19 protein-coding genes and 4 pseudogenes are annotated in these 20,918 nt (G+C 44.2%); 14 read left to right on the forward strand and 9 right to left on the reverse strand.

Annotated features, from left to right (window positions below; all coding sequences use genetic code 11):
• Positions 1-47: 47 nt before the first annotated feature.
• On the reverse strand, positions 48-1,661 hold the full coding sequence (locus tag NMG48_RS01150) for an iron uptake porin (RefSeq protein ID WP_271253640.1): 1,614 nt from the start codon (positions 1,659-1,661) through the stop codon (positions 48-50).
• Positions 1,662-1,945: 284 nt separating this feature from the next.
• Here NMG48_RS01150 and NMG48_RS01155 point away from each other — a divergent pair, with 284 nt between their 5' ends.
• Positions 1,946-2,632, forward strand: coding sequence for a HEAT repeat domain-containing protein (locus NMG48_RS01155; RefSeq protein WP_271253641.1), 687 nt, complete (start codon positions 1,946-1,948; stop codon positions 2,630-2,632).
• Positions 2,633-2,717: 85 nt separating this feature from the next.
• Complete coding sequence (locus NMG48_RS01160; RefSeq protein ID WP_271253642.1) at positions 2,718-3,764, forward strand: glucokinase; 1,047 nt, start codon at positions 2,718-2,720, stop codon at positions 3,762-3,764.
• Here the strand turns inward: NMG48_RS01160 and NMG48_RS01165 are convergent.
• Positions 3,757-4,215 (reverse strand): hypothetical protein, encoded by a 459-nt coding sequence (locus tag NMG48_RS01165; protein ID WP_271253643.1) that lies wholly within the window; start codon positions 4,213-4,215, stop codon positions 3,757-3,759. The two genes, NMG48_RS01160 and NMG48_RS01165, sit on opposite strands and share 8 nt — an antisense overlap.
• A gap of 33 nt (positions 4,216-4,248) precedes the next feature.
• A complete protein-coding gene (pdxH, locus tag NMG48_RS01170; RefSeq protein WP_271253644.1) occupies positions 4,249-4,887 on the reverse strand; it encodes a pyridoxamine 5'-phosphate oxidase in 639 nt (212 codons plus the stop codon).
• Between the two features lie 181 nt (positions 4,888-5,068).
• Between pdxH and NMG48_RS01175 the strand changes: the two genes are divergently transcribed.
• From NMG48_RS01175 to NMG48_RS01190, 4 genes are all read left to right on the forward strand, one after another.
• Entirely contained in the window at positions 5,069-5,656 is a 588-nt protein-coding gene (locus tag NMG48_RS01175) for a Uma2 family endonuclease (protein WP_271253645.1), read from the forward strand.
• A 114-nt stretch (positions 5,657-5,770) separates the two neighbouring features.
• Complete coding sequence (gene trpE / locus NMG48_RS01180; protein WP_271253646.1) at positions 5,771-7,270, forward strand: anthranilate synthase component I; 1,500 nt, start codon at positions 5,771-5,773, stop codon at positions 7,268-7,270.
• A 94-nt stretch (positions 7,271-7,364) separates the two neighbouring features.
• Positions 7,365-8,342 (forward strand): succinate dehydrogenase/fumarate reductase iron-sulfur subunit, encoded by a 978-nt coding sequence (locus tag NMG48_RS01185; RefSeq protein WP_271253647.1) that lies wholly within the window; start codon positions 7,365-7,367, stop codon positions 8,340-8,342.
• A 51-nt stretch (positions 8,343-8,393) separates the two neighbouring features.
• Positions 8,394-8,840 (forward strand): Uma2 family endonuclease, encoded by a 447-nt coding sequence (locus tag NMG48_RS01190; RefSeq protein ID WP_271253648.1) that lies wholly within the window; start codon positions 8,394-8,396, stop codon positions 8,838-8,840.
• Positions 8,841-8,851: 11 nt separating this feature from the next.
• Here the strand turns inward: NMG48_RS01190 and NMG48_RS01195 are convergent, their stop codons facing one another.
• On the reverse strand, positions 8,852-9,019 hold the full coding sequence (locus NMG48_RS01195) for a hypothetical protein (protein WP_271253649.1): 168 nt from the start codon (positions 9,017-9,019) through the stop codon (positions 8,852-8,854).
• 164 nt (positions 9,020-9,183) lie between these two features.
• The gene (locus NMG48_RS01200) at positions 9,184-10,326 is read right to left on the reverse strand and encodes a transposase (protein WP_271252192.1); all 1,143 of its coding nucleotides are present in this window, start codon (positions 10,324-10,326) and stop codon (positions 9,184-9,186) included.
• Between the two features lie 149 nt (positions 10,327-10,475).
• Here NMG48_RS01200 and NMG48_RS01205 point away from each other — a divergent pair.
• Positions 10,476-10,958 (forward strand): annotated as a pseudogene (locus NMG48_RS01205) (IS4 family transposase); the annotation flags it as partial.
• Between the two features lie 35 nt (positions 10,959-10,993).
• Here NMG48_RS01205 and NMG48_RS01210 read toward each other — a convergent pair.
• Positions 10,994-11,608: pseudogene (locus tag NMG48_RS01210) on the reverse strand (IS256 family transposase); the annotation flags it as partial.
• Positions 11,580-11,921, reverse strand: a complete 342-nt coding sequence (locus tag NMG48_RS01215; RefSeq protein WP_271253651.1) for an ISAs1 family transposase — start codon at positions 11,919-11,921, stop codon at positions 11,580-11,582. The pseudogene NMG48_RS01210 and the gene NMG48_RS01215, both read right to left, overlap by 29 nt.
• Before the next feature lie 4 nt (positions 11,922-11,925).
• Here NMG48_RS01215 and NMG48_RS01220 point away from each other — a divergent pair.
• The 3 genes and pseudogenes from NMG48_RS01220 to NMG48_RS01230 form a co-directional block, all read left to right on the forward strand.
• A pseudogene (locus NMG48_RS01220) lies at positions 11,926-12,268 on the forward strand (IS630 family transposase); the annotation flags it as partial.
• A gap of 1 nt (position 12,269) precedes the next feature.
• Positions 12,270-13,163: pseudogene (locus NMG48_RS01225) on the forward strand (NF041680 family putative transposase); the annotation flags it as partial.
• A 132-nt stretch (positions 13,164-13,295) separates the two neighbouring features.
• Entirely contained in the window at positions 13,296-13,625 is a 330-nt protein-coding gene (locus tag NMG48_RS01230; protein ID WP_271253653.1) for an IS66 family transposase, read from the forward strand.
• Between the two features lie 100 nt (positions 13,626-13,725).
• Here the strand turns inward: NMG48_RS01230 and hisB are convergent, their stop codons facing one another.
• Positions 13,726-14,328 carry an imidazoleglycerol-phosphate dehydratase HisB gene (hisB, locus tag NMG48_RS01235; RefSeq protein WP_271253654.1) on the reverse strand — a complete coding sequence of 201 codons (603 nt, stop codon included), beginning with the start codon at positions 14,326-14,328 and terminating at the stop codon, positions 13,726-13,728.
• Positions 14,329-14,447: 119 nt separating this feature from the next.
• Between hisB and NMG48_RS01240 the strand changes: the two genes are divergently transcribed.
• Positions 14,448-15,065, forward strand: coding sequence for a lysozyme inhibitor LprI family protein (locus tag NMG48_RS01240; RefSeq protein WP_271253655.1), 618 nt, complete (start codon positions 14,448-14,450; stop codon positions 15,063-15,065).
• Between the two features lie 48 nt (positions 15,066-15,113).
• On the opposite strand, the gene NMG48_RS01245 is transcribed toward NMG48_RS01240, so the two are convergent.
• On the reverse strand, positions 15,114-15,497 hold the full coding sequence (locus NMG48_RS01245) for a ribosomal maturation YjgA family protein (protein WP_271253656.1): 384 nt from the start codon (positions 15,495-15,497) through the stop codon (positions 15,114-15,116).
• Positions 15,498-15,539: 42 nt separating this feature from the next.
• On the opposite strand from NMG48_RS01245, the gene NMG48_RS01250 reads away from it, so the two are divergent.
• From NMG48_RS01250 to NMG48_RS01260, 3 genes are all read left to right on the forward strand, one after another.
• Entirely contained in the window at positions 15,540-16,139 is a 600-nt protein-coding gene (locus tag NMG48_RS01250; RefSeq protein WP_271253657.1) for a hypothetical protein, read from the forward strand.
• A 301-nt stretch (positions 16,140-16,440) separates the two neighbouring features.
• Positions 16,441-19,338: a cation-translocating P-type ATPase gene (locus tag NMG48_RS01255; protein ID WP_271253658.1), complete on the forward strand. Its 2,898-nt coding sequence runs from the start codon at positions 16,441-16,443 to the stop codon at positions 19,336-19,338.
• A gap of 12 nt (positions 19,339-19,350) precedes the next feature.
• Positions 19,351-20,889: a YcjF family protein gene (locus tag NMG48_RS01260; protein ID WP_271253659.1), complete on the forward strand. Its 1,539-nt coding sequence runs from the start codon at positions 19,351-19,353 to the stop codon at positions 20,887-20,889.
• Positions 20,890-20,918 lie beyond the last annotated feature (29 nt).

Consider the following 20,918-nt stretch of genomic DNA (forward strand, 5'->3'; position numbering starts at 1 on the left):
CACCACCCCTGTTATACAAAAGGGACGCAAAGCATCCCTTTTGTATATTAGAACGAGAATACGGTTCTCAAAGTACCAACGAAAATGGTGCTACCAGATGTGTTGTTAGGATTGAAAATAAACTGAACATCAGGAGTAATACGGATGTTGTTGGTTACAGGGAAGTTGTAGAACAATTCCAAGTTGGTTTGTGTAGCGTTGCCAATTTGGTTTTCGATGAAAGGCTGACCTACAGCGATCGCAGCCAAAGCACCTTCCTTGAACAAATCAGGGAAAGCGAAACCTGCCATCCAAGTTTGAGGACTCAAGTTAGTTGCTGCAGCATTAGCTCCAAGTAGACTTGTAAAAGGAGCTACATTAGCAAGAACACCACGGTTGTCAAGTGTGCCAAAGCCATAACGACCAAAGACAGCGATATTCTTGGCAAATTTCCACTCAACGTTAACACCACCAGCATTAACACCAGTATTGTTTACTGCACCATTGGTGTACTGAAGTTTAATGGCAAAGGGCTTATCGCCATCAGCATTCTTAGGTGCAAATTCCAATTCAGCCGTTGCTTGGTAAGCATCACCGAATAGACCGCGATTAACACCAGCAGCAGCAGTAGGGCTACTAGCATTACCTGCTAAGTAAAGACCACGAAGAGTGAAAGCACTCTTAGCAATATTCCAATCGAAGGCCGCACCTGCTCCACCAGTTTGACCATTAATCAAGACCATCAAAGGATTGTTAATGAAGAAGGTAGAAGCAAAGTCATAGGCTTCATTGTTGGCAAAGCTGTTGGTGTCGATGTGGTCATAGGCGTGCATTACGGGACCAATCGATACACGAGCATCAGCAACATTGAAGTCGTAACGTAGTTTAGCTAATGTAAAGGTTGTACCACCAGTCAAACCTGTGTAGTCTTGACCATAGGTTTGGAAACCAACATTGCTGCTGACTCCAGTAGTTCCAGTAGTTGAAGCAGCATTAAAAGTCCCAGGGATATTAGTTGTTCCATTGCCAACTTCTAGTCTGGTTTTCAACAGATCGCTACCTGTGAAGCTAGTGTTGAGGTCTAAACGAACACGGCTAGACACAAATACGTTTGTACTTGTGGGGAATCCAACTGTATTGTTACCGCTAGCACCTTGTACGGAGAAAATAGCTTCGCCAGTAAGCTTGGTAGTGGTGGAGAACTGTTGTGCTTCAAGCTTGGTAACTTTGGCATCAAGAGCATCGACACGACCGCGAAGGGTTGCTAGCTCAGCCGCAAACTCTTCTTGGAGCTTTTGTAGAGTTGCGAGATCTTCTTTGCTAACCTTGTCAGCGAGACCTGCGGAAATAATTTCGTTGATTTTGTCTAAGCAGGCATTCAAACCAGCAGCAAACTCATAGCGGCTGGTTGCTTGCTTACCACGGAAAGTGCGATCAGGATAGCCAGCGATACAACCGTAGCGCTCTACCAATGATTGCAATGCAGTGAAAGCCCAATCAGTAGGCTTAACATCACTGAGTTGGGATACTGAAGTTACGTTTTGAGCAACTGGATCGCTGCTCATTGCTTGGCTAATTTGCGAAACACCAGTGGTTTCTGCAAAAGCTGGACTTGCGGCTACTGCACCAATAACGCCTAGCAAGCCGATACTACCAACCAAATTCAAAGATACTTTTTTCATATTCCACTCCTCACGAGAGTAAATTTTTAGTTTATGTATGTCTAACATATGTATTCCGTAGGAACAGTGGATGACCGATATGCTATTGGCACGTCAGTCAATCTATGGGAGTAGATTTGTTTAAACTACTCTTTTATAGCGACGGATACTGATAAGTTAGCTACATAGATAGAATCACATTTGTATACTAGCATACATGGCTCCCATGTTTGGGTCATCCAATCGGGGCATTTCGCTATCTTTAATTTCTCTATTAATACTTATATTTTTAAGTTTTTGCTTTTATGTTTTCTAACGATCAGAATCTAAATTTACGCAATATTGCTCAACAGTTAGAGAGTGAAAATTCTCGCGATCGCCTCCGTGCTTTGGTATCTCTGCGAGATTTATCGCCTGAAGAAGCAGTACCTTTGATTCTGAAAGTGATTGATGATGATAATTTGCAGATTCGCTCAATGGCTGTATTTGCGTTGGGATTAAAACATACGGAAGATTGTTTTCCAGTATTGTCAAAAATACTAGAGACGGAAAATGATTATGGGATTCGTGCTGACGCGGCGGGAGCCTTGGGCTATTTACAGGACAATCGCGCAGTAGAACCTCTATTAAGGGCTTTTTACGAAGATACAGAATGGTTGGTACGATTTAGCGCAGCAGTCTCCCTTGGTAATTTGGGTGACATACGCGCTTATGATGCTTTAATGCAAGCATTGGAAAGCAAAGAAACGATGCTGCATCAAGCGGCGATCGCAGCTCTAGGTGAAGTAGGCGATTTGCGTTGTATAGATAAGATCTTAAGGTTTGCGCAGTCCGATGATTGGCTAACCAGACAACGTTTAGCCGAGGCGTTAGGACATCTCAAGTGTGATAAGAGTTTGTCAGCTTTGAATTACCTAGTGAAAGATCCCCATCCGCAGGTAGTAACAGCTGCAAAATATGCAATCGAAAAATTTGGAGCAGATAGCAAATAAATAATGGGTAAAGATTTGACAGTCTCAATCTTTACCCAATTTAGTTTCAAGGTTCTTTTCTTGTACTTCTTCTAAGGACACAGACATGACAATAATTTTAGCTGGTGATATCGGCGGCACTAAGACACTTTTGCGTCTTGCTGAGAAGAGTGGAGCAGAATGGCGATCATTGTACGAACAACGCTTTGCTAGCGCTAACTATGCCAGTTTCTCCGATGTTTTACGTGAATTTCTTGCTCAGTCAAAGCAGAATTTAGGTGATCTGCCAAATTTGGCGGCGGCTTGTTTTGGGATTGCGGGACCAGTGCGCGATCGCCGATCTAAATTAACTAATTTAGGCTGGTCGTTTGATAGCGATCGCCTTGCTGAGGAATTTAATATTCCCAAGATCAGCTTGATTAATGATTTTGTGGCGGTTGGTTATGGGGTTTTAGGATTGCAACCCCATGATTTGCATACTTTACAAGATGGGAATGTGTTAGAACGAGCGCCGATTGGAGTGATTGGTGCGGGGACAGGCTTAGGTGAGGCATATTTAGGATGGAATGGCGATCGCTATGAGGTCTATGCCACAGAGGGTGGACATACTGATTTTGCGCCGAGGAATGAGTTAGAAATTGAGTTGTTAAAATATTTGCAACAGCGTCATGATCGCGTATCCGTGGAGCGGGTAGTCTCAGGCATGGGGATTGTGACAATTTATCAATTTTTGCGCGATAACCAAGCTGCACCTGAATCTTCAGAGATTGCCGAAAAGGTGCGTCAATGGGAATCGGGAGATGTGGAGTCGGGAGCCGCCGCCGCGATCGCTAAGGCAGCTTTAGCAAATTGTGGAATCAATAGTGAAACTAATGGTGATCATCTCGCTACACAGACAATGCAAATGTTTGTGGAAGCCTATGCTGCCGAGATTGGGAATTTAGCTTTAAAGTTAATTCCCAATGGCGGCTTATATATTGCAGGAGGCATTGCCCCAAAAATATTGCCACTATTACAGGATGGAACATTTTTGCGAATTTTAAAAAGTAAAGGCAGAGTCAGCCCAGTTTTGGAAGATATTCCTATTCACATCGTGCTGAATCCTGAAGTGGGGCTAATTGGCGCAATGCTTTATGGGGCAATCTCTATTTGAGTCGCAATCGAATCTTATCGCCTACAGGTAATGGAAATACTTGATTGATTCTCTCTGGAGATTTTTTTAACTCAGCGATCGATAAGTAGTTCAATACCGTAAAGTGAGTTTTTTCTACGGCTGCAACTTTAACTGCGCCTTCGCCAATTAATGCTTTTTGTCTAGATATTTGTCTATATATTTTCACCCAGATGTAATATTTAGGCAAAGCAACACCAACTTGAGTTGGCTTAGCTCGCAGTAGTTCATATTCAACAGTTACAGTTTCTTTATAGGTGTCCTGAAAATAGTTGGTGAGATCTCGCTTGAGAAGTTTGTCAAACTGTTGAGGTACATCAGGTGTATTGACCTTAACATGCGAACCTTGAACGATCGCTAATGGATGTAATAGCTTTAATGGAGCATATCCAAAGCTAGCAATTCCAATCAATAGGATCATGCTATATTCCATAACAATTAGCCTCTACATAGAAATATCGTAAGTTTAAGGAGCTAGTCTATGAATTTGCCATGATTGATCTTCTTGCAATGTATATAAGAAGCGATCATGCAAGCGGTTAGTGCATCCTTGCCAAAATTCAAAGCTAGTCGGAACTACGCGATATCCTCCCCAGAAATCAGGCAAGGGAATTTCTCCATCCATAAATTTCTGCTTAATCTGTTCAAATTGCATGAGTAGAAGTTGTCGAGAAGAAATAATAGAGCTTTGTTGAGAAGTCCATGCTCCTAGCTGGCTACCGCGAGGACGAGAGCTAAAGTATTGCAAAGATTCGGCAGTGCTGACCTTCTCAGCGGTTCCTGTGATATGGACTTGACGCTGTAGCGGTAGCCAAGTAAACAGAATTGAAACCTTGTGATTATTCTCAATCTGTTTTGCCTTGCGACTTTCATAGTTAGTAAAAAATACTAATCCCTTCTCATCAAAATATTTCAGTAATACTGTCCGCATAAACGGTTGACCATCAGCATTAACAGTTGATAGCGTCATGGCATTAGGTTCTAGCAATTCAGCATTACATGCCTGCTGAAACCATTTCTCAAACTGCTTAAAGGGATCATCATATAGATCTTTGCGTCTTAGTTCCCCCTTTTTATAATCTTCTCTTAGCGCATGGATATCCATTTTCTAAACTCTATAAGAACAACTGATTTTAATCTCAGTATATAGCGATCACCCCTTGAATTATGCTGAGATGTGGCACTTTACACTGAATTTCATTCCATAGCCAATTAATGCCCATGATAAAATCAAGATTGCTATAGCAAGTATCAGCTAATGACAATGACTTAAGTGAGGCATATCAATGCTAGTTCAAACTAAAAGGTTTACGATCGCGGAATATCATCGCCTCAGTGAGTTGGGAATGTTGCAAAGCGAGTTTGAATTCCCACGCACCGAATTAATTAAAGGAGAAATCGTATCAATGTCAGCTAAAGGTACTAAGCACACAGTTTGCTGTAGTAATTTAATTGCAGAACTGTCAGTCTTGGTTAGGGGGCGGGCAATATTGAGATGTCAAGATCCAATTTTTTTGCTTCCTGATAGTGAGCCTGAGCCAGATTTTACGATTGTGCGCGATCGCGAAGATAACTATCTCACAGGACATCCCACAGCCGATGATATTTTGTTAGTCATTGAAATTGCTGATTCTTCTCTTAATTATGATCGCGATATAAAAGGTGCACTTTATGCCGAAGCGGGGATTGAGAACTACTGGCTATTTAACCTAGTAGATAATCGTTTAGAGGCTTATAGCGAACCTTACCGTGATGCTCAAGGTAAAGGTAACTATGCTCAAAGGAAATATGTTCTTGCCCATCAAGCGATCGCTTTACCAGCATTTACTGATACGAGCATAGAATTGAGCAAAATTTTACCTAGTGCCAAGTAGGAGGTGCGGCGCTTCGCGCCGCCCATCCTTTTCTGTAGCTTTTTGTTAAGCAGTGTGAAAAACCACGATAAGATCTTAATTAGTTGAACCAAATTATTTAGCAATCCTGATCGCATGATTTTCCCTGAGTATTCTGACTTTATTAAGCTTGCTGAGCAGGGCAACTTTGTACCTGTATATATGGAACTGGTAGCGGATCTGGATACCCCTGTGTCGGCTTGGTATCGCGTTTGTCAAGGTCAACCCTATAGCTTTTTGTTAGAGTCAGTCGAAGGTGGCGAGAGAATTGGTCGTTACAGTTTATTAGGTTGCGATCCCCTCTGGGTATTGGAAGCAAGGGGCGATCGCACGACGCAGACATTTCGTGATGGCAATGTCAAAGAATTTATTGGCAATCCCTTTCAGCATTTGAGTGAATGCCTTGCACCGATTCAGCCTGTGCATTTGCCACAGTTGCCACCGAGTCTGGGGGGACTATTTGGCTATTGGGGCTATGAATTAATTAATTGGATCGAACCGAAAGTACCTGTGTTTCCCTGTCAGGAAGGAGATACCCCTGATGGTGTGTGGATGCAGGTGGATAGTCTGTTGGTATTCGATCAGGTCAAGCGCAAGATCTGGGCGATCGCCTATGCCGACTTGAGTAATGGCAATGATCCTGAAGCTGCCTATAAATCCGCTAGCGATCGCTTGACGATATTGGTGGATAAATTGCGATCGCCCCTAGATCGACAGAAGACCGCGATCAAATGGACAAATCCTCGCTTGCAGCCGCCTGTAAACTTTACGAGCAATGTCACCCGTGAAAAATTCTGTAAGGGTGTTGAACTAGGTAAAGAGCATATCAAGGCTGGCGATATCTTCCAAGTTGTTCTCTCGCAACGTTTGACAACGGAATTTAAAGGTGAGCCATTCAGTCTGTATCGCTCCTTGCGCGTAGTTAATCCTTCGCCCTACATGGCATTCTTTAACTTTAAGGATTGGCAGCTCATTGGATCTAGCCCTGAAATCATGGTCAAGGCAGAAGTAATTAATGGGGTCTCCAAGACTGTGCTCCGCCCGATCGCAGGCACAAGACCTAGAGGTGCAAACTCTTTAGAGGATGCAGAACTTGCCAAGGATTTACTTGCCGATCCTAAGGAAGTTGCTGAGCATGTCATGCTCGTAGACCTAGGCAGAAATGATTTAGGTCGCGTTTGCAAAAGTGGCACGGTCAAAGTCGATGAGCTAATGTCCATTGAGCTTTATTCCCATGTCATGCATATCGTCAGCAATGTCGTCGGAGAAATTCGTCCCGAAAAAAATGCTTGGGACTTACTGCAAGCCTGTTTCCCTGCGGGTACGGTTAGCGGTGCACCCAAGATTCGGGCGATGGACATTATCCATAACTTAGAAGGAGATCGCCGAGGCACTTATGCAGGAGCCTATGGCTATTATGATTTTGAGGGACAGTTAAATACTGCCATTACCATTCGCACGATGGTGGTCAAGGATGGCAAGGCAAGCGTACAGGCGGGTGCTGGCGTAGTTGCTGATTCCGATCCTGAGAAGGAATATCAAGAAACCTTGAACAAGGCAAAGGGAATGTTGGAGTCTCTACGCTGCTTAGGTTAGCTTTAGCTTTGCACATCCATTAAGCATTAAGTTTGAGCTAAACTTGATGCAAAAAGCCAAATCGTGAATGTTCCCTGATAATGAATAGCTAACCATGAATATTACTGTCAAGCTTCGCCGCCAAACATCTCGTACTAGCGAACCCACCTATCAAACCTTTGAAATTGAAGCCGATCCCGATCGCACTACAGTATTAGATGTATTGATTAGGATTCAAAGTGAACAGGATGGCTCCGTTGGGTTTCGGCGCAACTGTCGCAATGCGATCTGTGGTTCCTGTGCAATGCGAATTAATGGGCGATCGGGCTTAGCTTGTCAGAAACATATTAGTGAAGTGATGGGAGAGCATGATACGGAATTGGTAATCGAACCAATGCAAAATCTGCCTGTGATTAAGGACTTAATCGTGGATATGACAAAGTTTTGGGATAACCTCCACAAAGTCGATCCCTATGTCTCCACTGCATCACGGCAAATTAGCAAAACGGAATATCTGCAAACCCCTGCTCAACGCACCAAACTCCAAGTCGCCGCCAACTGCATTCTCTGCGGTTCCTGCTATTCCGAATGTAACTCCGCAGCAGTCAGCGATCGCTTTGTTGGTCCCCATGCCCTAGCTAAGGCATATCGCGTCATGGCAGATAATCGTGATGATCGCACGGTCGAACGGGTCGAAAAATATAATGAGTCGGGCTTTGTTTGGGACTGCACGCGCTGCTATAACTGCAATGAAGTTTGTCCAGTAGAAGTGCAACCCCTAGATCGGATTTCCCAAATCAAGCATGAGATTCTCGCTAATCGTGATTTGCCAGAATCTATGCCACAGCGTCATCGTCATACTCTGCTCGATTTAGTCAAAGAAGATGGTTGGATCGATGAAAGTAAATTTGCGGTACGACTAGTCAGTGACGATTTCAAAGATTTAAAAGCATTGCTGGGTATTTTTCCCGTCGGTATTCGGATGTTGCTAAGTGGCAAAATCCCCTATCCTTGGCAATTCAAAAAGTCGGAAGGAGCAGCCGAAACTAAAGCTCTAATTGAGGCGATCGCTTCAGCAAAAACAGAAAAATAAGAGACGGTTCGCATAGCAAACCATCTCTTAGAGAAACTAGGGTACTTAAACATGAAAAGTACATTGCAAGGCGAACTTGTCCCAGAGATTAATCGGATCTTGAAACCGCATCGGATTGGTCGTGCTTATCCTGAATTGCGTTGTACCTTTGGTGGTCGTTCAACAGTGCCCGATATTACTGTTTTCAAATGGGAGAGAATTCCCCGTGAAGCTAATGGTGAGGTCTCTAATACTTTTGCGATCGCACCCGATTGGACAATAGAAATCCTCTCACCCGATCAAAGTCAAACCAAAGTAACCAAAAATATTCTGCATTGCCTAAAGCACGGCACACAAATGGGTTGGCTAATCGATCCAGATGAAAAAACGGTATTTGTCTATCAGCAAAAACAAGAAATCGAAGTTTTTGAAGAACCAGAGGCAATTCTTCCCGTTCCAGATTTTGCTAATGGCTTACAACTTACAGACAAAGACTTATTTGCGTGGCTATTAGATTGAGTATGGTTTTCTTAAACCACATCTTGTAACCATTGCCGACAAGCTCTCATGGCGACATTTCGACCTTGGTGAAGAGCGATCGCGACAAACTGGGGAATTGCTTCGGTAATTTTTAGATTTGGGAAGATGGGACTCATTGCAGTGGCGATGTAGCGATCACCTTGCAAAATGTAAATCAATAATTGGCGATCGCTGTAGCACCATAGCTCTTTAACTTGTAAAGCTTCATAAGCTTTTAACGTTGCAAAAGTAGGCAGGGAGGGGTTTTATAAAAGATAACCACATCGTAAATAAAACCCCTATGAAAGAGATTAACTGAGATCTTGCAGCATTCGTGAAAGAGTCAAGTGGGAATGGGTTTGAGAATAATTTCAAAGCCATGACGAGCAGCAATATCGGCACTAATTTGAAGATACCTGAGAAGTTTCAACCAAAGGACAGAAGGGAATAAAACAGAAAGGGTTAAATCACAGGTAGCTTTCCAGTCCAAGATGGGAGGAAACGACCATTGATCAATCCAATGAGCCAAAAGATAAGAAAGCAGAGAGAGGATAAGCCAACGATAAACGCCAAGTTTTGTAGATTGCCCAAAACAATGCAAACCAAAGCGATGTTTGATGGTTTTGAAGAATCCCTCAATCGCCCAACGCTTACGACCTAACATCACCAGATAAGCGCCAGAATAAGGATGAGAAGAGACCACAAAGCGTAACTCCCGTTTACTATCGGCTCTTTTGAGCCAGAACCAAGAGATCGTCAAAGGCGTACTTAGCCCTTCCAGTAAAATTAGTTGTCCACGTTTGCCATGGGGATAAAGTTGTTTGACGGTACGTCCATCTTGAAGTTTACGATTGTTGCGGACACCGACAACGATGCGCCAAGACTTGGCGCGGACAGCATTGAAAAACTTCACCGTACTAAACTCAGTATCAGCAAGGACAATCACAGTCTTGCCTTGGGTTAGTTGCTTGGGTACTGTCCCCAATAACTTACAAGCTAAGTCAGAGGGACTGGAGTATCCTTTGCCGCGCCATACTCTAAAACTCCATGGTACGCGCCACTCTCCATAGACCAGATACAGTACAACCAGATGTAGTCCTCGCTTTCCGTTGAGGATTCTCACCCATGGGTCTGGTTCGTTTGGGGTGGGATTGCTCAAATGTAAAAACTTGCCGCTTTTTTCTAAGGTGGTCAGGTCTATCAGTATCTTTAATGGCACTCTCTTCGATGGGCGATGCTTGGCGATTTGCCCCAAAATTGACAGCCTTGTTGCTCGAATTAGTCCTCTTGTTGACCAGTTATAGTGATTGAGAAATCGGCTTAATGCACTCGCTGATTTTACCTGTGTATGTTCTGGATAGGGATGCCCTTGCGCTTCCAGAAATAGCCCTAATATTGCATTCAGACTTGCTTTTTGATACACACTTGGCATCAGACAAATTAGGCTATACACTAAACCTTGGGCGTGCTTAACGATGCTTTCCATAATCGTTATTTAATTTACTACTACGCCCTTTTTTTCACATCTTTACTCTCTTTGCAACCCCTTTCCAGAATGGTGCAAGTTCTCAGTTAACCTATTCCGAGAAAAGTTGCAGCAACATCTGCAATGGAATAGAGCAAGACTAGCCAGAGATTAACCTATTCCGAGAAAAGTTGCAGCAACATCTGCAATGGAATAGAGCAAGACTAGCCTTTGTGTGCATGTTCTTGATCGCGCTAATGCGAGTAAAGACAGTAAACCTAGCTGAAATTGCCACAGGATTTAGTGGTTATGCCAAAGTCGAATCACACTATAAGAGGTTACAGAGATTTTTTCGAGACTTTGAAGTGGACTATGAAAACATCGCACTCATGGTAGTCAAAGTCATGCAAATCCCCGAACCTTGGGTAATTTCTATCGACCGCACCGATTGGGAATTCGGTAAAACCGTGTTTAATGTGCTGACATTGGGAATAGTGCATTACGGTATTGCATTCCCGTTGGTATGGATGATGCTGGACAAAAAAGGTAACTCAAACACCCGTGAGCGCTGTGAATTGTGTAATCGATTTCTGGAAATATTTGGAGACCGCAAAATCGACTTTTTGAGTGCAGACCGAGAGTTTGTCGGTGAGGGAGACTGTCAAGTAAAATGTGTAAAGTCTAGAAGCTAGATATGGAGACGATCCTCAAAGAGGATGGCAAAGCGATTAAGTGCAGGCTTCCAATCGCGAATCGGCATCGTCCATTTCTTGGAAATATTCCGCATGGCAAGATAAACCAGCTTGAAAGCCGCTTCATCGGTCGGAAAAATCTGTTGAGATTTAATCACCTTCCGCAAGCTACTATTCATCGATTCAAGTGCCTTGGTGGTATAAATCGCCCTACGAATCTCAGGGGGGAAAGTAAAGAAGGGGATAATGTTCGCCCAATGACTACGCCAAGACTTGGAGATTGATGGATATTGCTTGTCCCACTTTTCAGCAAACAACTCAAGGTTAAACTCCGCCTCCGACTCCGTTGCAGAGCTATAAATAGCCTTGAGGTCAGCACAAACTTGCTTACGCTGTTGCCAAGGTACAAAAGCGACCGAGTTTCTGACCATGTGGACAATGCATAACTGCACCTGAGTTTTAGGAAACACAGTCTCAATGGCATTAGGGAAACCAGTCAAGCCATCGACACAGGCAATCAAAATATCTTTGACCCCACGGTTATGAATTTCGGTGAGTACTGACAACCAGAATTTCGCACCTTCATTCGGAGAAATCCACATACCCCATACTGGACTTAGAAGACTTATCGCAACTTAAGAGATTAAGAGCAAAGTGACGCAGCATCGCCATATTTTCAGGAGAATTATCTTTGCGAATACGGGAAGCATCTTCGTGAAAAGAGACATCTAAAACCCAATGCAATGAATTTTCAATCGACCAATGAGTACGAACAGCCTCTGCAATAACGGTTGCATTGGAAGGCAAGCTAGAAATGTAGTAGCGATTTTCAGTGGAGACTTTCCCATTGATTCTGCGTTCACTCTGAACTAAGGCAATAGTTTGTAAACCAGCCCATAGAGGCAATTGAGTCAGGTAATCCAAGTTAGGGATTGTCCGAAGTCGAGAACAGGTGCGTCATTTCCTGAAATCGATGGGAATGAGTTGTCGCCGAGTGGGTCTAATACCTGCTAAGGTTGACCCAGCAGCACAAGAGGAATTTCTCAAAAAAACTAGAACCACGCTTAGAGAAAGCTAAATCTGGACAAAGAGCCGTTTTCTTTGTCGATGCGGCACATTTTGTCCTCGGTGCTTATTTAGGCTTTTTGTGGTGTTTTGAACGCTTGTTTGTCAAATCTGGGGCTGGAAGGCAGCGTTTTAATGTCCTCGGTGCACTTAATGCTGTTACTCATGAGTTGATTACTGTGACTAATGATTCTTACATCAATGCTCATGTCAGGGAGTTGGGCAATCCCTTTATGTCACGAGCGAATCAGTAGTTTTGAGACAGCAGCCCAAAGAGGTGCTTTCCAACTGAGGCAAGTATGTCGCGATTTGTCGGTAAGACCGATCGCCACCTATGACAGCGAATATGGCAGTGCCGCATTTATAAATTTGACTGAGGATATCCCAGCAGACTTACTACTGCGTCTACGCCCGAATCGATGCTTGTACAAATCTCCTGAGGCATATAGTGGCTGTGGTCGTCCCCGCAAGCATGGTGATAAATTCCAACTTGCTAATGCTGATAGTTGGGGAGAAGCCCAATCAACTTTTACCCTAGAGGATGAAACGGTCGGACAGGTGCTAATCCAACAATGGTCTAATTTACACTTTAAAAAAGCAGCCCAACGACATTTCCACGTTATTCGAGTCACCCATCCCCATTGCTCTAGTTTGTGGTTAGCTTGGGTGGGTGAACAGATGCCGACTTTGTCTCAACTTTGGCGTTTGTACTTACGCCGTTTTGCTATCGACCATTGGAACCGTTTTGCTAAACAAAGATTACATTGGACTCTGCCCCTTTTGTTGACTCCTCAGCAAGCTTTGAGATGGAGTGACCTGAGGCAATTGCTCTCTTGGCAATTGTGGCTAGCACGTCAACTGGTTATTGATACTCCTTTACCTTGGCAGAAACCTCAAACTAATCTCACCTTTGGTCGGGTTGCTCAGGGCTTTGCGTCACTTTTAGTCAGGATTGGCTCTCCTGCTTGTGCTCCGAAACCTCGCGGTAAGTCTCTTGGTTGGAAATCTGGACGTAAGCGTTCTCTTCATCTTCGGTTTCCCATCATCAAAAAACGGGCTTCTCGTCCAAAAAAGGACAACAAAGACAACCCTAATTCCTAGTCCTGAATATTCTCCTTTGCATTCTCTTGGATTTGCTCAGTTCTCCATTTTCTGGGTTTCTTTTTCCTGCTCTTTTTTTCTTGTCTTAATCAACTTAGTCTAAACTCCAGTAGTTATCAATATCGATGTCAATTGTATCGAGACCTTGACAGTATTCTGGCTCTGTTACCGACTCAAGAAGATGGACTGAGATTACAGAAGCGATATCTGGAGTTACGAGAAAACTTATTCCTGTTTTTGGATGACCCCACCATTCCACCGACTAATAACTCTAGCGAACAATCTTTGCGTTGGAGCGTCATTTTTAGAAAAGTTACGAATGGGTTTCGCTCTGATTGGGGGCGTGATTTATTTGCGGCTGTTCGTTCCATTGTCAATACTGGAAGAAGACAAGGCTTTTCTGCTTTTGAGTCCATTCTCATCGCTTTGAACCCCGTCAAATCCTTGTTTGCTATAGGTTGAGCAATTACATTTATAGTTACTTTGCAGTTATCAAAAGATCAAACTTAATTCAAATCTTAAATACAAGGGGCAACTCACGAGTTGCCCCTTAAAAGTAGACTTATAAAACGCCTTTAGAGCTAGGAATCACACTGGCGCGACGTGGATCGACTTCGATCGCCACTTTCATCGCACGGGCAAAAGCTTTAAAAGCAGCTTCGATGATGTGGTGGGAGTTGCCGCTTTCTAAAAGGCGAATATGTAAGGTCATTTGAGCATGATTGACTACGGCTTGAAAAAATTCTTTCACTAGCTCGGTGTCGTAAGTCCCCACACGTTGATTGGGAATCACTAAGCCATAGACGAGATAGGGACGACCCGAAAAATCAAGGGCAACCTGCACCAGAGACTCATCAAGGGGAGCCACAAAATGTCCAAAGCGATTAATGCCCTTGCGATCGCCTAGTGCTTGTCCGAGCGCTTGTCCTAATACAATCCCCACATCCTCATTGGTGTGATGGTCATCAATATGTAAGTCGCCTGTAGCTTGGACATCAAGATCGATCAAGCCGTGGGAGCAAATTTGATGCAGCATATGATCGAGAAAGGGAATACCAGTATTGATATTGCCTTTGCCCGTGCCATCAAGATTGAGCGACACGGTGACATCGGTTTCACCAGTTTTGCGATGGACTTTGGCAATGCGAGGAGTATCGTAGGACATAGCAGAGCAGAATTGATAAAAGTTGTAAGTTGTAAAATGCCAGGTTTACTACACTTTAACCTTAAATTGCGATCGCATTATTTTTTGACGTAGCATGAAGAATCGATGTCGAGGTAATCATGCAAAAGATTTTCAAGTCTCTTCCAGTCGCCTTGGGACTGTCTTGTATGGCGATCGCGCCTGCTGGCTCGCAAACCATTGCTCAATCTCAAAACTATGGCGTTGCACCACCCGCTTGCCATGAGCAAACCCAGATTGCGCTTAATTTCTGTGCTGTGCGCTGGGCAAAAACCGCTGATTTTTTGCGATCGCTAGTTTATGAAGATATCAAGACGCAACTAACTTCAGCCAAGCAGATCCAACTGAAAGCGATCGAAACAAATTGGAATTCCTATCGCGAGAAACACTGCCTAGATTTGAGCAAACCATTCCGTACAGGTTCCATTTATCCATTGCTTTACCACAGTTGTCTAGCTAGGGTAACGAATGATCGCATTGCTGATTTGCTAGGCAAAAGTAATTCGCAACTTTCTCCCGATGAAACATCTCAGCGTCTTGCCAAAGTTCTCAATCAAGATAATCTCAAAAATTCGGCTGGGCAGATTCAATGGCTACGTTATCAATCTCTGCAATGTCGATTTGAGGCTTTACAGTTTACGGAGACACCTCAGAGGGCAAAGCAATGTCGCGATCGTTTAGCAGCAAGTCGGCTAAGGGAACTAGAGAAAATTAGATAGAGAATTGAGTGCCGCCACAGGGTAGGCAGCACTCGATTCACTCTCGATTCACTTATGATTAATTCTATTTTCTGTAATAAGAATGATTGCTGTGCCAAGAGCATAGGCAATAATATCCGCCCAATCAAAGGTGGAGCCTAAAACAATTACTAAGAGCCTGTACTGACGCAATCCTAGCTTGTCAATAAGATTTAGATACTGCAAGCCTTCGATCGCACAAGCAAAGATAAAAACTGATAGCGCTACGGCTTTGACTGGGGCTTGCCAAAAAGATCTAATAAAACAATAGATGAGAATGACAACCAGAACGTCTCCAACCAAAGGACGAATCAAGCGATCGTCAACCCAAATTGCAATACAGACTTCTATTACAAAGAGAAGAATTGTTAAAAGGAAGTATTTTCGATTGAAGGTAAGTCTATTCGCTAACATCTTTAAAATAAAAGCTTGTACTGAAAGAATAATAACGAAATAATGGCTAATCGCTTCTTATTTATACTGTTGTTGCTTTTGCAACTAATTTGTCTGGGAATACTGTGGATTAGTTGCTTTCCGGGCGAGCTTGCTGACCTACGCTTTTTTCTGATTGTGATTGTCTATATTTATGGAATCCCGATTGCAATTACATTTGTCGTGATCACTGTAGTTGGGATGCAAATCTTGAAGAAAATCAAATTTTTCCCTGCAACTCAAACTTTAGTAATTACTGCCGTGATAACTTTAGGTCTAACTGTAGTTTTATTGAAAACAAATCTGCCCCAAACCATTGCTTTTTCGATATCACGCCCCGCATTTGAGGAAGTTATTGCTAACGCAGATAAGCTCAACTCTATCTGTAATAGCAAACCAGTTAAACAACAGTTAGGCTTGTATCGCGTCATAGAATGCGATCGTGATCGCCGTGGTGGTATCTATTTTAGTACTGGGAACTTTCGCTTTATTGATATCTCTGACTTTTATGGATTTGCCTATCAGCCTAACCCCGATGGGAACTACCACTTTGGCTCTGATGTTTATGAATATTATCCCATTGTCGGGGAGTGGTATGGATTTACGGCAGGTAAGCGTTCTTGATATTACAAGGGTTTTGCACTCAAAACCAAACCAGAAATATTTTGAAAACGTTGCTTCGCAACGTTTTCAAAATATTTCTTGGTTTGGTTGATCGAGAATTGCTGTATGGCAAACTTTATAACGCTTTGCGTTCAAACCCAATCCAAGAGATTTTTTGAAAAGCTTGCGAAGCAAGCTTTTCAAAAAATCTCTTGGGGACTGCGATCGCGCTCATCAGTCGCAATACATCTTAGCTTCGAGATAGCATAGACTCTGATAGGCTTAAACAGAGACTTCAGAACTAAGAGCGTTGACAACCCAAATGGCAACAAATATACCAACCAACCAAGTTTGGCACGCACTGACTGCTGAAGAAGCGATCGCGTCTTTGGATGTTAATCCAGAGCTAGGGCTAGAGTCTTGGCAAATTAGCGATCGCCGTGCGGTCTACGGGCGTAATGAATTGACTGGCAAAGCAGGACGTACCAAGCTGAGTATTTTTGTCGATCAGTTTACGAATATCATGCTGTTGATGCTGATGGGCGTAGCCGTGGTGTCAGCAGTATTGGACTTGCGGGTGGGTAGTTTCCCAAAAGATGCCGTAGCGATCGCTGCGATCGTCATTCTCAATGGGATTTTAGGCTATGTACAGGAAAGTCGCGCCGAGCAAGCATTGGCAGCTTTGAAACGGATGGCGGCTCCCAATGTGCGGGTATTGCGCGAAGGCAAAGTTGCGGAAATTCTGTCGGCAGAATTGGTGGTTGGCGACATTGTATTTGTGGATGCGGGGATGCAGATTGCGGCGGATGGGCGCTTACTGGAGGCGGCAAAGCTAAAGGTGCGGGAAGGGGCGCTCACAGGCGAATCGCAGGGAGTTACAAAGATTGCCGATCAAGTATTTGGAGAGGATGAGTCCTTAGGCGATCGGCGCAATATGGTCTTTCAGGGAACTGAGGTGTTGCAGGGGCGGGGGATGATGGTAGTTACGGCTACGGGGATGCAGACGGAATTAGGAAAGATTGCCAATCTGCTGCAAGATGTGGAATTGGAAGAAACTCCATTACAGAAGCGAATGACGGAACTATCGAAGGCGCTGGTAATCGCCTCCTTAGTGCTAGTAGCTCTGGTAATTGTGGTGGGACTATGGAGAAATGGGGACTTTGTGAAGTTACTCAATACTTCCCTCAGTATGGCAGTAGCCGCAGTTCCCGAAGGTTTGCCTGCGGTAATTACCGTGACGCTTGCCCTAGGAACGCAGAGAATGGTGAAGCGCAATGCGCTCATTCGCAAATTACCTGCGGTGGAAACCCTCGGTTCCGTTACAACCATTTGTTCCGATAAAACGGGAACTCTCACCCAAAATAAAATGGTTGCCGAAAGCCTCTTTACCGCGAATTATGCAGCACAAATTAATGGCACAGGTTATGAACCCATTGGCGAATTTGCGATTTCCCGTTTAGCAGGAGATATGCTCGCCAGTGATTTGAATGTTTATCAATGTCCTGAAATACAACTTCTGCTAGCTGCAAGTGCGATTTGTAATGATGCCTATTTGCAGAAAACTGGTTCTAACAATCAAGGAACAAAGGGCTTAAGCCCCTTGCCCGTTAACACTTCTCAATGGAAAATCATCGGTGATCCGACGGAAGGAGCCTTATTGACTCTGGCAGGTAAAAGCAATCTTTGGCAAGCCCAATTTACGAGCTATTTTACAAGGGTTGCGGAAATTCCTTTTACCTCTGAGCGCAAGTTAATGAGTGCGATCGCGGCGATTCAGAGTATGGATGCTGAAGATGCGCCCGAATCGATGCGAACGATCGCTAGTTTATTGCCCGATGCTCCCTATTTCTTATTTTGTAAAGGGTCTCCTGAATTGATTCTAGAGCGATGCGATCGCATTCAACTCGAAAAGCAAATTAGCTCCATTACAATTTCCCAAAGATCAGCGATCAATATCCAAAATACACTCCTTGCCACGAAGGGAATGCGCGTCTTAGGTTTTGCCTATTTGCCTTTAGATCATCTGCCAACGGAATCAGAACTTAATCATATTGAAAACAAACTGGTATGGCTGGGACTAGTGGGCATCCGTGACGCACTACGGTCAGAAGCAGCAGTTGCGGTGCAGGTGAGCCGCCATGCAGGGATTCACACGATCATGATTACAGGCGATCATCAACTGACGGCTCAAGCGATCGCCCGTGATTTGAATATCTTCTCTCCTGAAAACGATAAGGTATTGACGGGGCAAGAAATTGAATTAATGGATGATGATGAGTTAACGGAAATTGCGCGACAAACTGCTGTCTATGCCAGAGTCTCACCTGAGCATAAATTACGCATTGTCCAAGCATTGCAACGCGGAGGCGAAATCGTGGCAATGACAGGGGATGGGGTAAATGATGCTCCTGCATTGAAACAGGCGAATATTGGCATTGCGATGGGAATTACGGGAACGGATGTATCTAAGGAAGCGAGCGATATGATTCTGCTCGATGATAACTATGCGACGATTGTGGCAGCAACGGAGGAGGGGCGAACAGTTTACGCCAATATTCGCCGCTTCATTAAATATATTCTCGGTAGTAATGTCGGTGAAGTGATTGCGATCGCTTCTACGCCATTTCTAGGCTTTGGCGCAGTGCCTTTGACTCCACTACAAATATTATGGATGAATCTCGTTACCGATGGTGTGCCAGCCCTTGCCCTTGCCGTGGAACCCGCTGAAGCCGATGTGATGGAGCGACCTCCCTTTAATCCTCAAGAGAATATTTTTGCAAGGGGTTTAGGTTGGTATATTCTGCGAATTGGTGTGGTTTTTGGATTGCAGACGATCGCCTTAATGGAAATCGCCTATAACTCTGGCAATCTCTCATGGCATGAGCATTGGAAGACGATTACCTTTACGACGCTCTGTATCGCGCAAATGGGTCATGCCCTTTCCTGTCGTTCTGATTCCAAATTACTGATTGAATTAAATCCTATTTCCAATCCCTATCTGTTAGTGTCCGTCATATTCACCACAATTCTGCAACTGTCATTGCTCTATGTGCCAACATTACGGCAATTCTTCGGCACTGATGCGCTCACAGCGTCAGAATTGGGCTTATGCTTTGGATTTAGTATGCTCCTAGTCCTCTGGACGGAATCTGAGAAACTGGTGTCAAGATGGTGGGGTAAGCGTCGTACACCAAAATCCATTGTCAAGAATCAGCCCTAAGCCCTAGAAGCTATGAGAAGAAAGTTCCCTTGGTTGCGATCGCTAATTGTTTTAGGCTGTTTTGGTCTAGTAATTTCCTTTGTTGTTCCCTTACTCGATCGCATTATCCAAATCTATCAACTCGTCGCCAAATCATCGCCAATTTTGGGCGGCTTTGTGGTGCTGTTGGTGATGGGTGTATTAGCAGGCTTATTTTTTGTAACTTGGCGCTATATCAATCTCTTCCAATCGGAACCAACGCCACCACGCCCCATTCCTGACGCGCCCACCGACAAAATTGAGGCGGCTCAAGACAGTCTCGAAGCCCTAGAGCGCCAAGTTGAGCAGATCCAAGATGAGGTGATGCGGCGATCACTAGCTGAGCAGACCGAACAGTTAAAACAGAACTTCATTCGTCAAGAATTGCGCGTTGTCGTATTCGGTGTCGGCTCCGCAGGTAAAACTTCCCTCGTTAATGGCTTGCTAGATTTGTCACTGCAAGATATTGCCAGTAAAGGGGAAGTCGGCGCAACGATGGGAACTACGCAATTAGGCAAAGTCTATGCTCCCGTGCAGTTTCAAAATCTGGAAGTACCGATTCAATTTACCGATTGCCCCGGAATTTTAGAGGCAAGTGCCTTGGGTAGCGATCGTGAACAGGAATCGCGAAAAATTGCGACTGAGGCAGATTTGATCGTATTTGTAGTTGACGATGATTTGCGGCGTTCAGAATTTGAAGTCCTAAAAGCGCTTACGGAAATTGGTAAGCGCACGATTCTCGCTTTCAATAAAATCGATCGCCTTACCAAAAGCGATCGCGAAATGATTCACACCAGTTTGCGATCGCGGGTTTTGAGTTTTATCGCACCTGAAGATGTGGTAGCGATCGCCGCTAGCCCAAGTCCAATTACCCTCGACAATGGCGAAGTCGTCACCCCTAAGCCCAAAATCCAGCCATTGCTAGCGCGGATTCTCGATATTCTCAGCTATGAAGGCGATGAACTGGTGGCGGATAATGTGTTATTGCGATCGCAAAGGCTAACGGAAGAGACTCGCGAAGTTCTCTCTCAACAGCAACAAGCGGAAGCGGAAAAGGTGGTTGAGAAGTTCCAATGGTTAGTAGTCGGTGTGGTCTTTGCGACACCTTTGCCCGTAGTCGATCTCTTGGCTACTGCGGCGATCAATGCCCAAATGGTTGTGGAAATTGGCAGAGTTTACGGTTGTGAGATCAATATCGATCGCGGTAAGGAATTAGCGAATTCCCTCACTCGTACTTTAGTCAGTCTCGGCATTGTCAAAGGTGTAGTGCAGATCGTGACTACTGCTATTTCGGTAACCTTAGTAGGCTTAGTTCTCAAAGCAACAATTCAATCAGTAACGGCAGCTTATCTCACCCGTATTGCTGGCAAGAGCTTTATCGAATATTTTAGTCGCGATCGCGATTGGGGGGATGGTGGTATTGCGGAAGTGGTACAGCGTCAGTTCCAATTAAATCGCCGTGATGAGTTTCTCAAGGCTTTCTTACAAGATGCGGTGAATCGGGTAATGGTTTTGGTTAAGCAACAAATGTAAACTGACGTATTTTGTGATCGCCCAGTCAA

Source organism: Pseudanabaena sp. Chao 1811, from assembly GCF_027942295.1.
Lineage (GTDB): Bacteria > Cyanobacteriota > Cyanobacteriia > Pseudanabaenales > Pseudanabaenaceae > Pseudanabaena.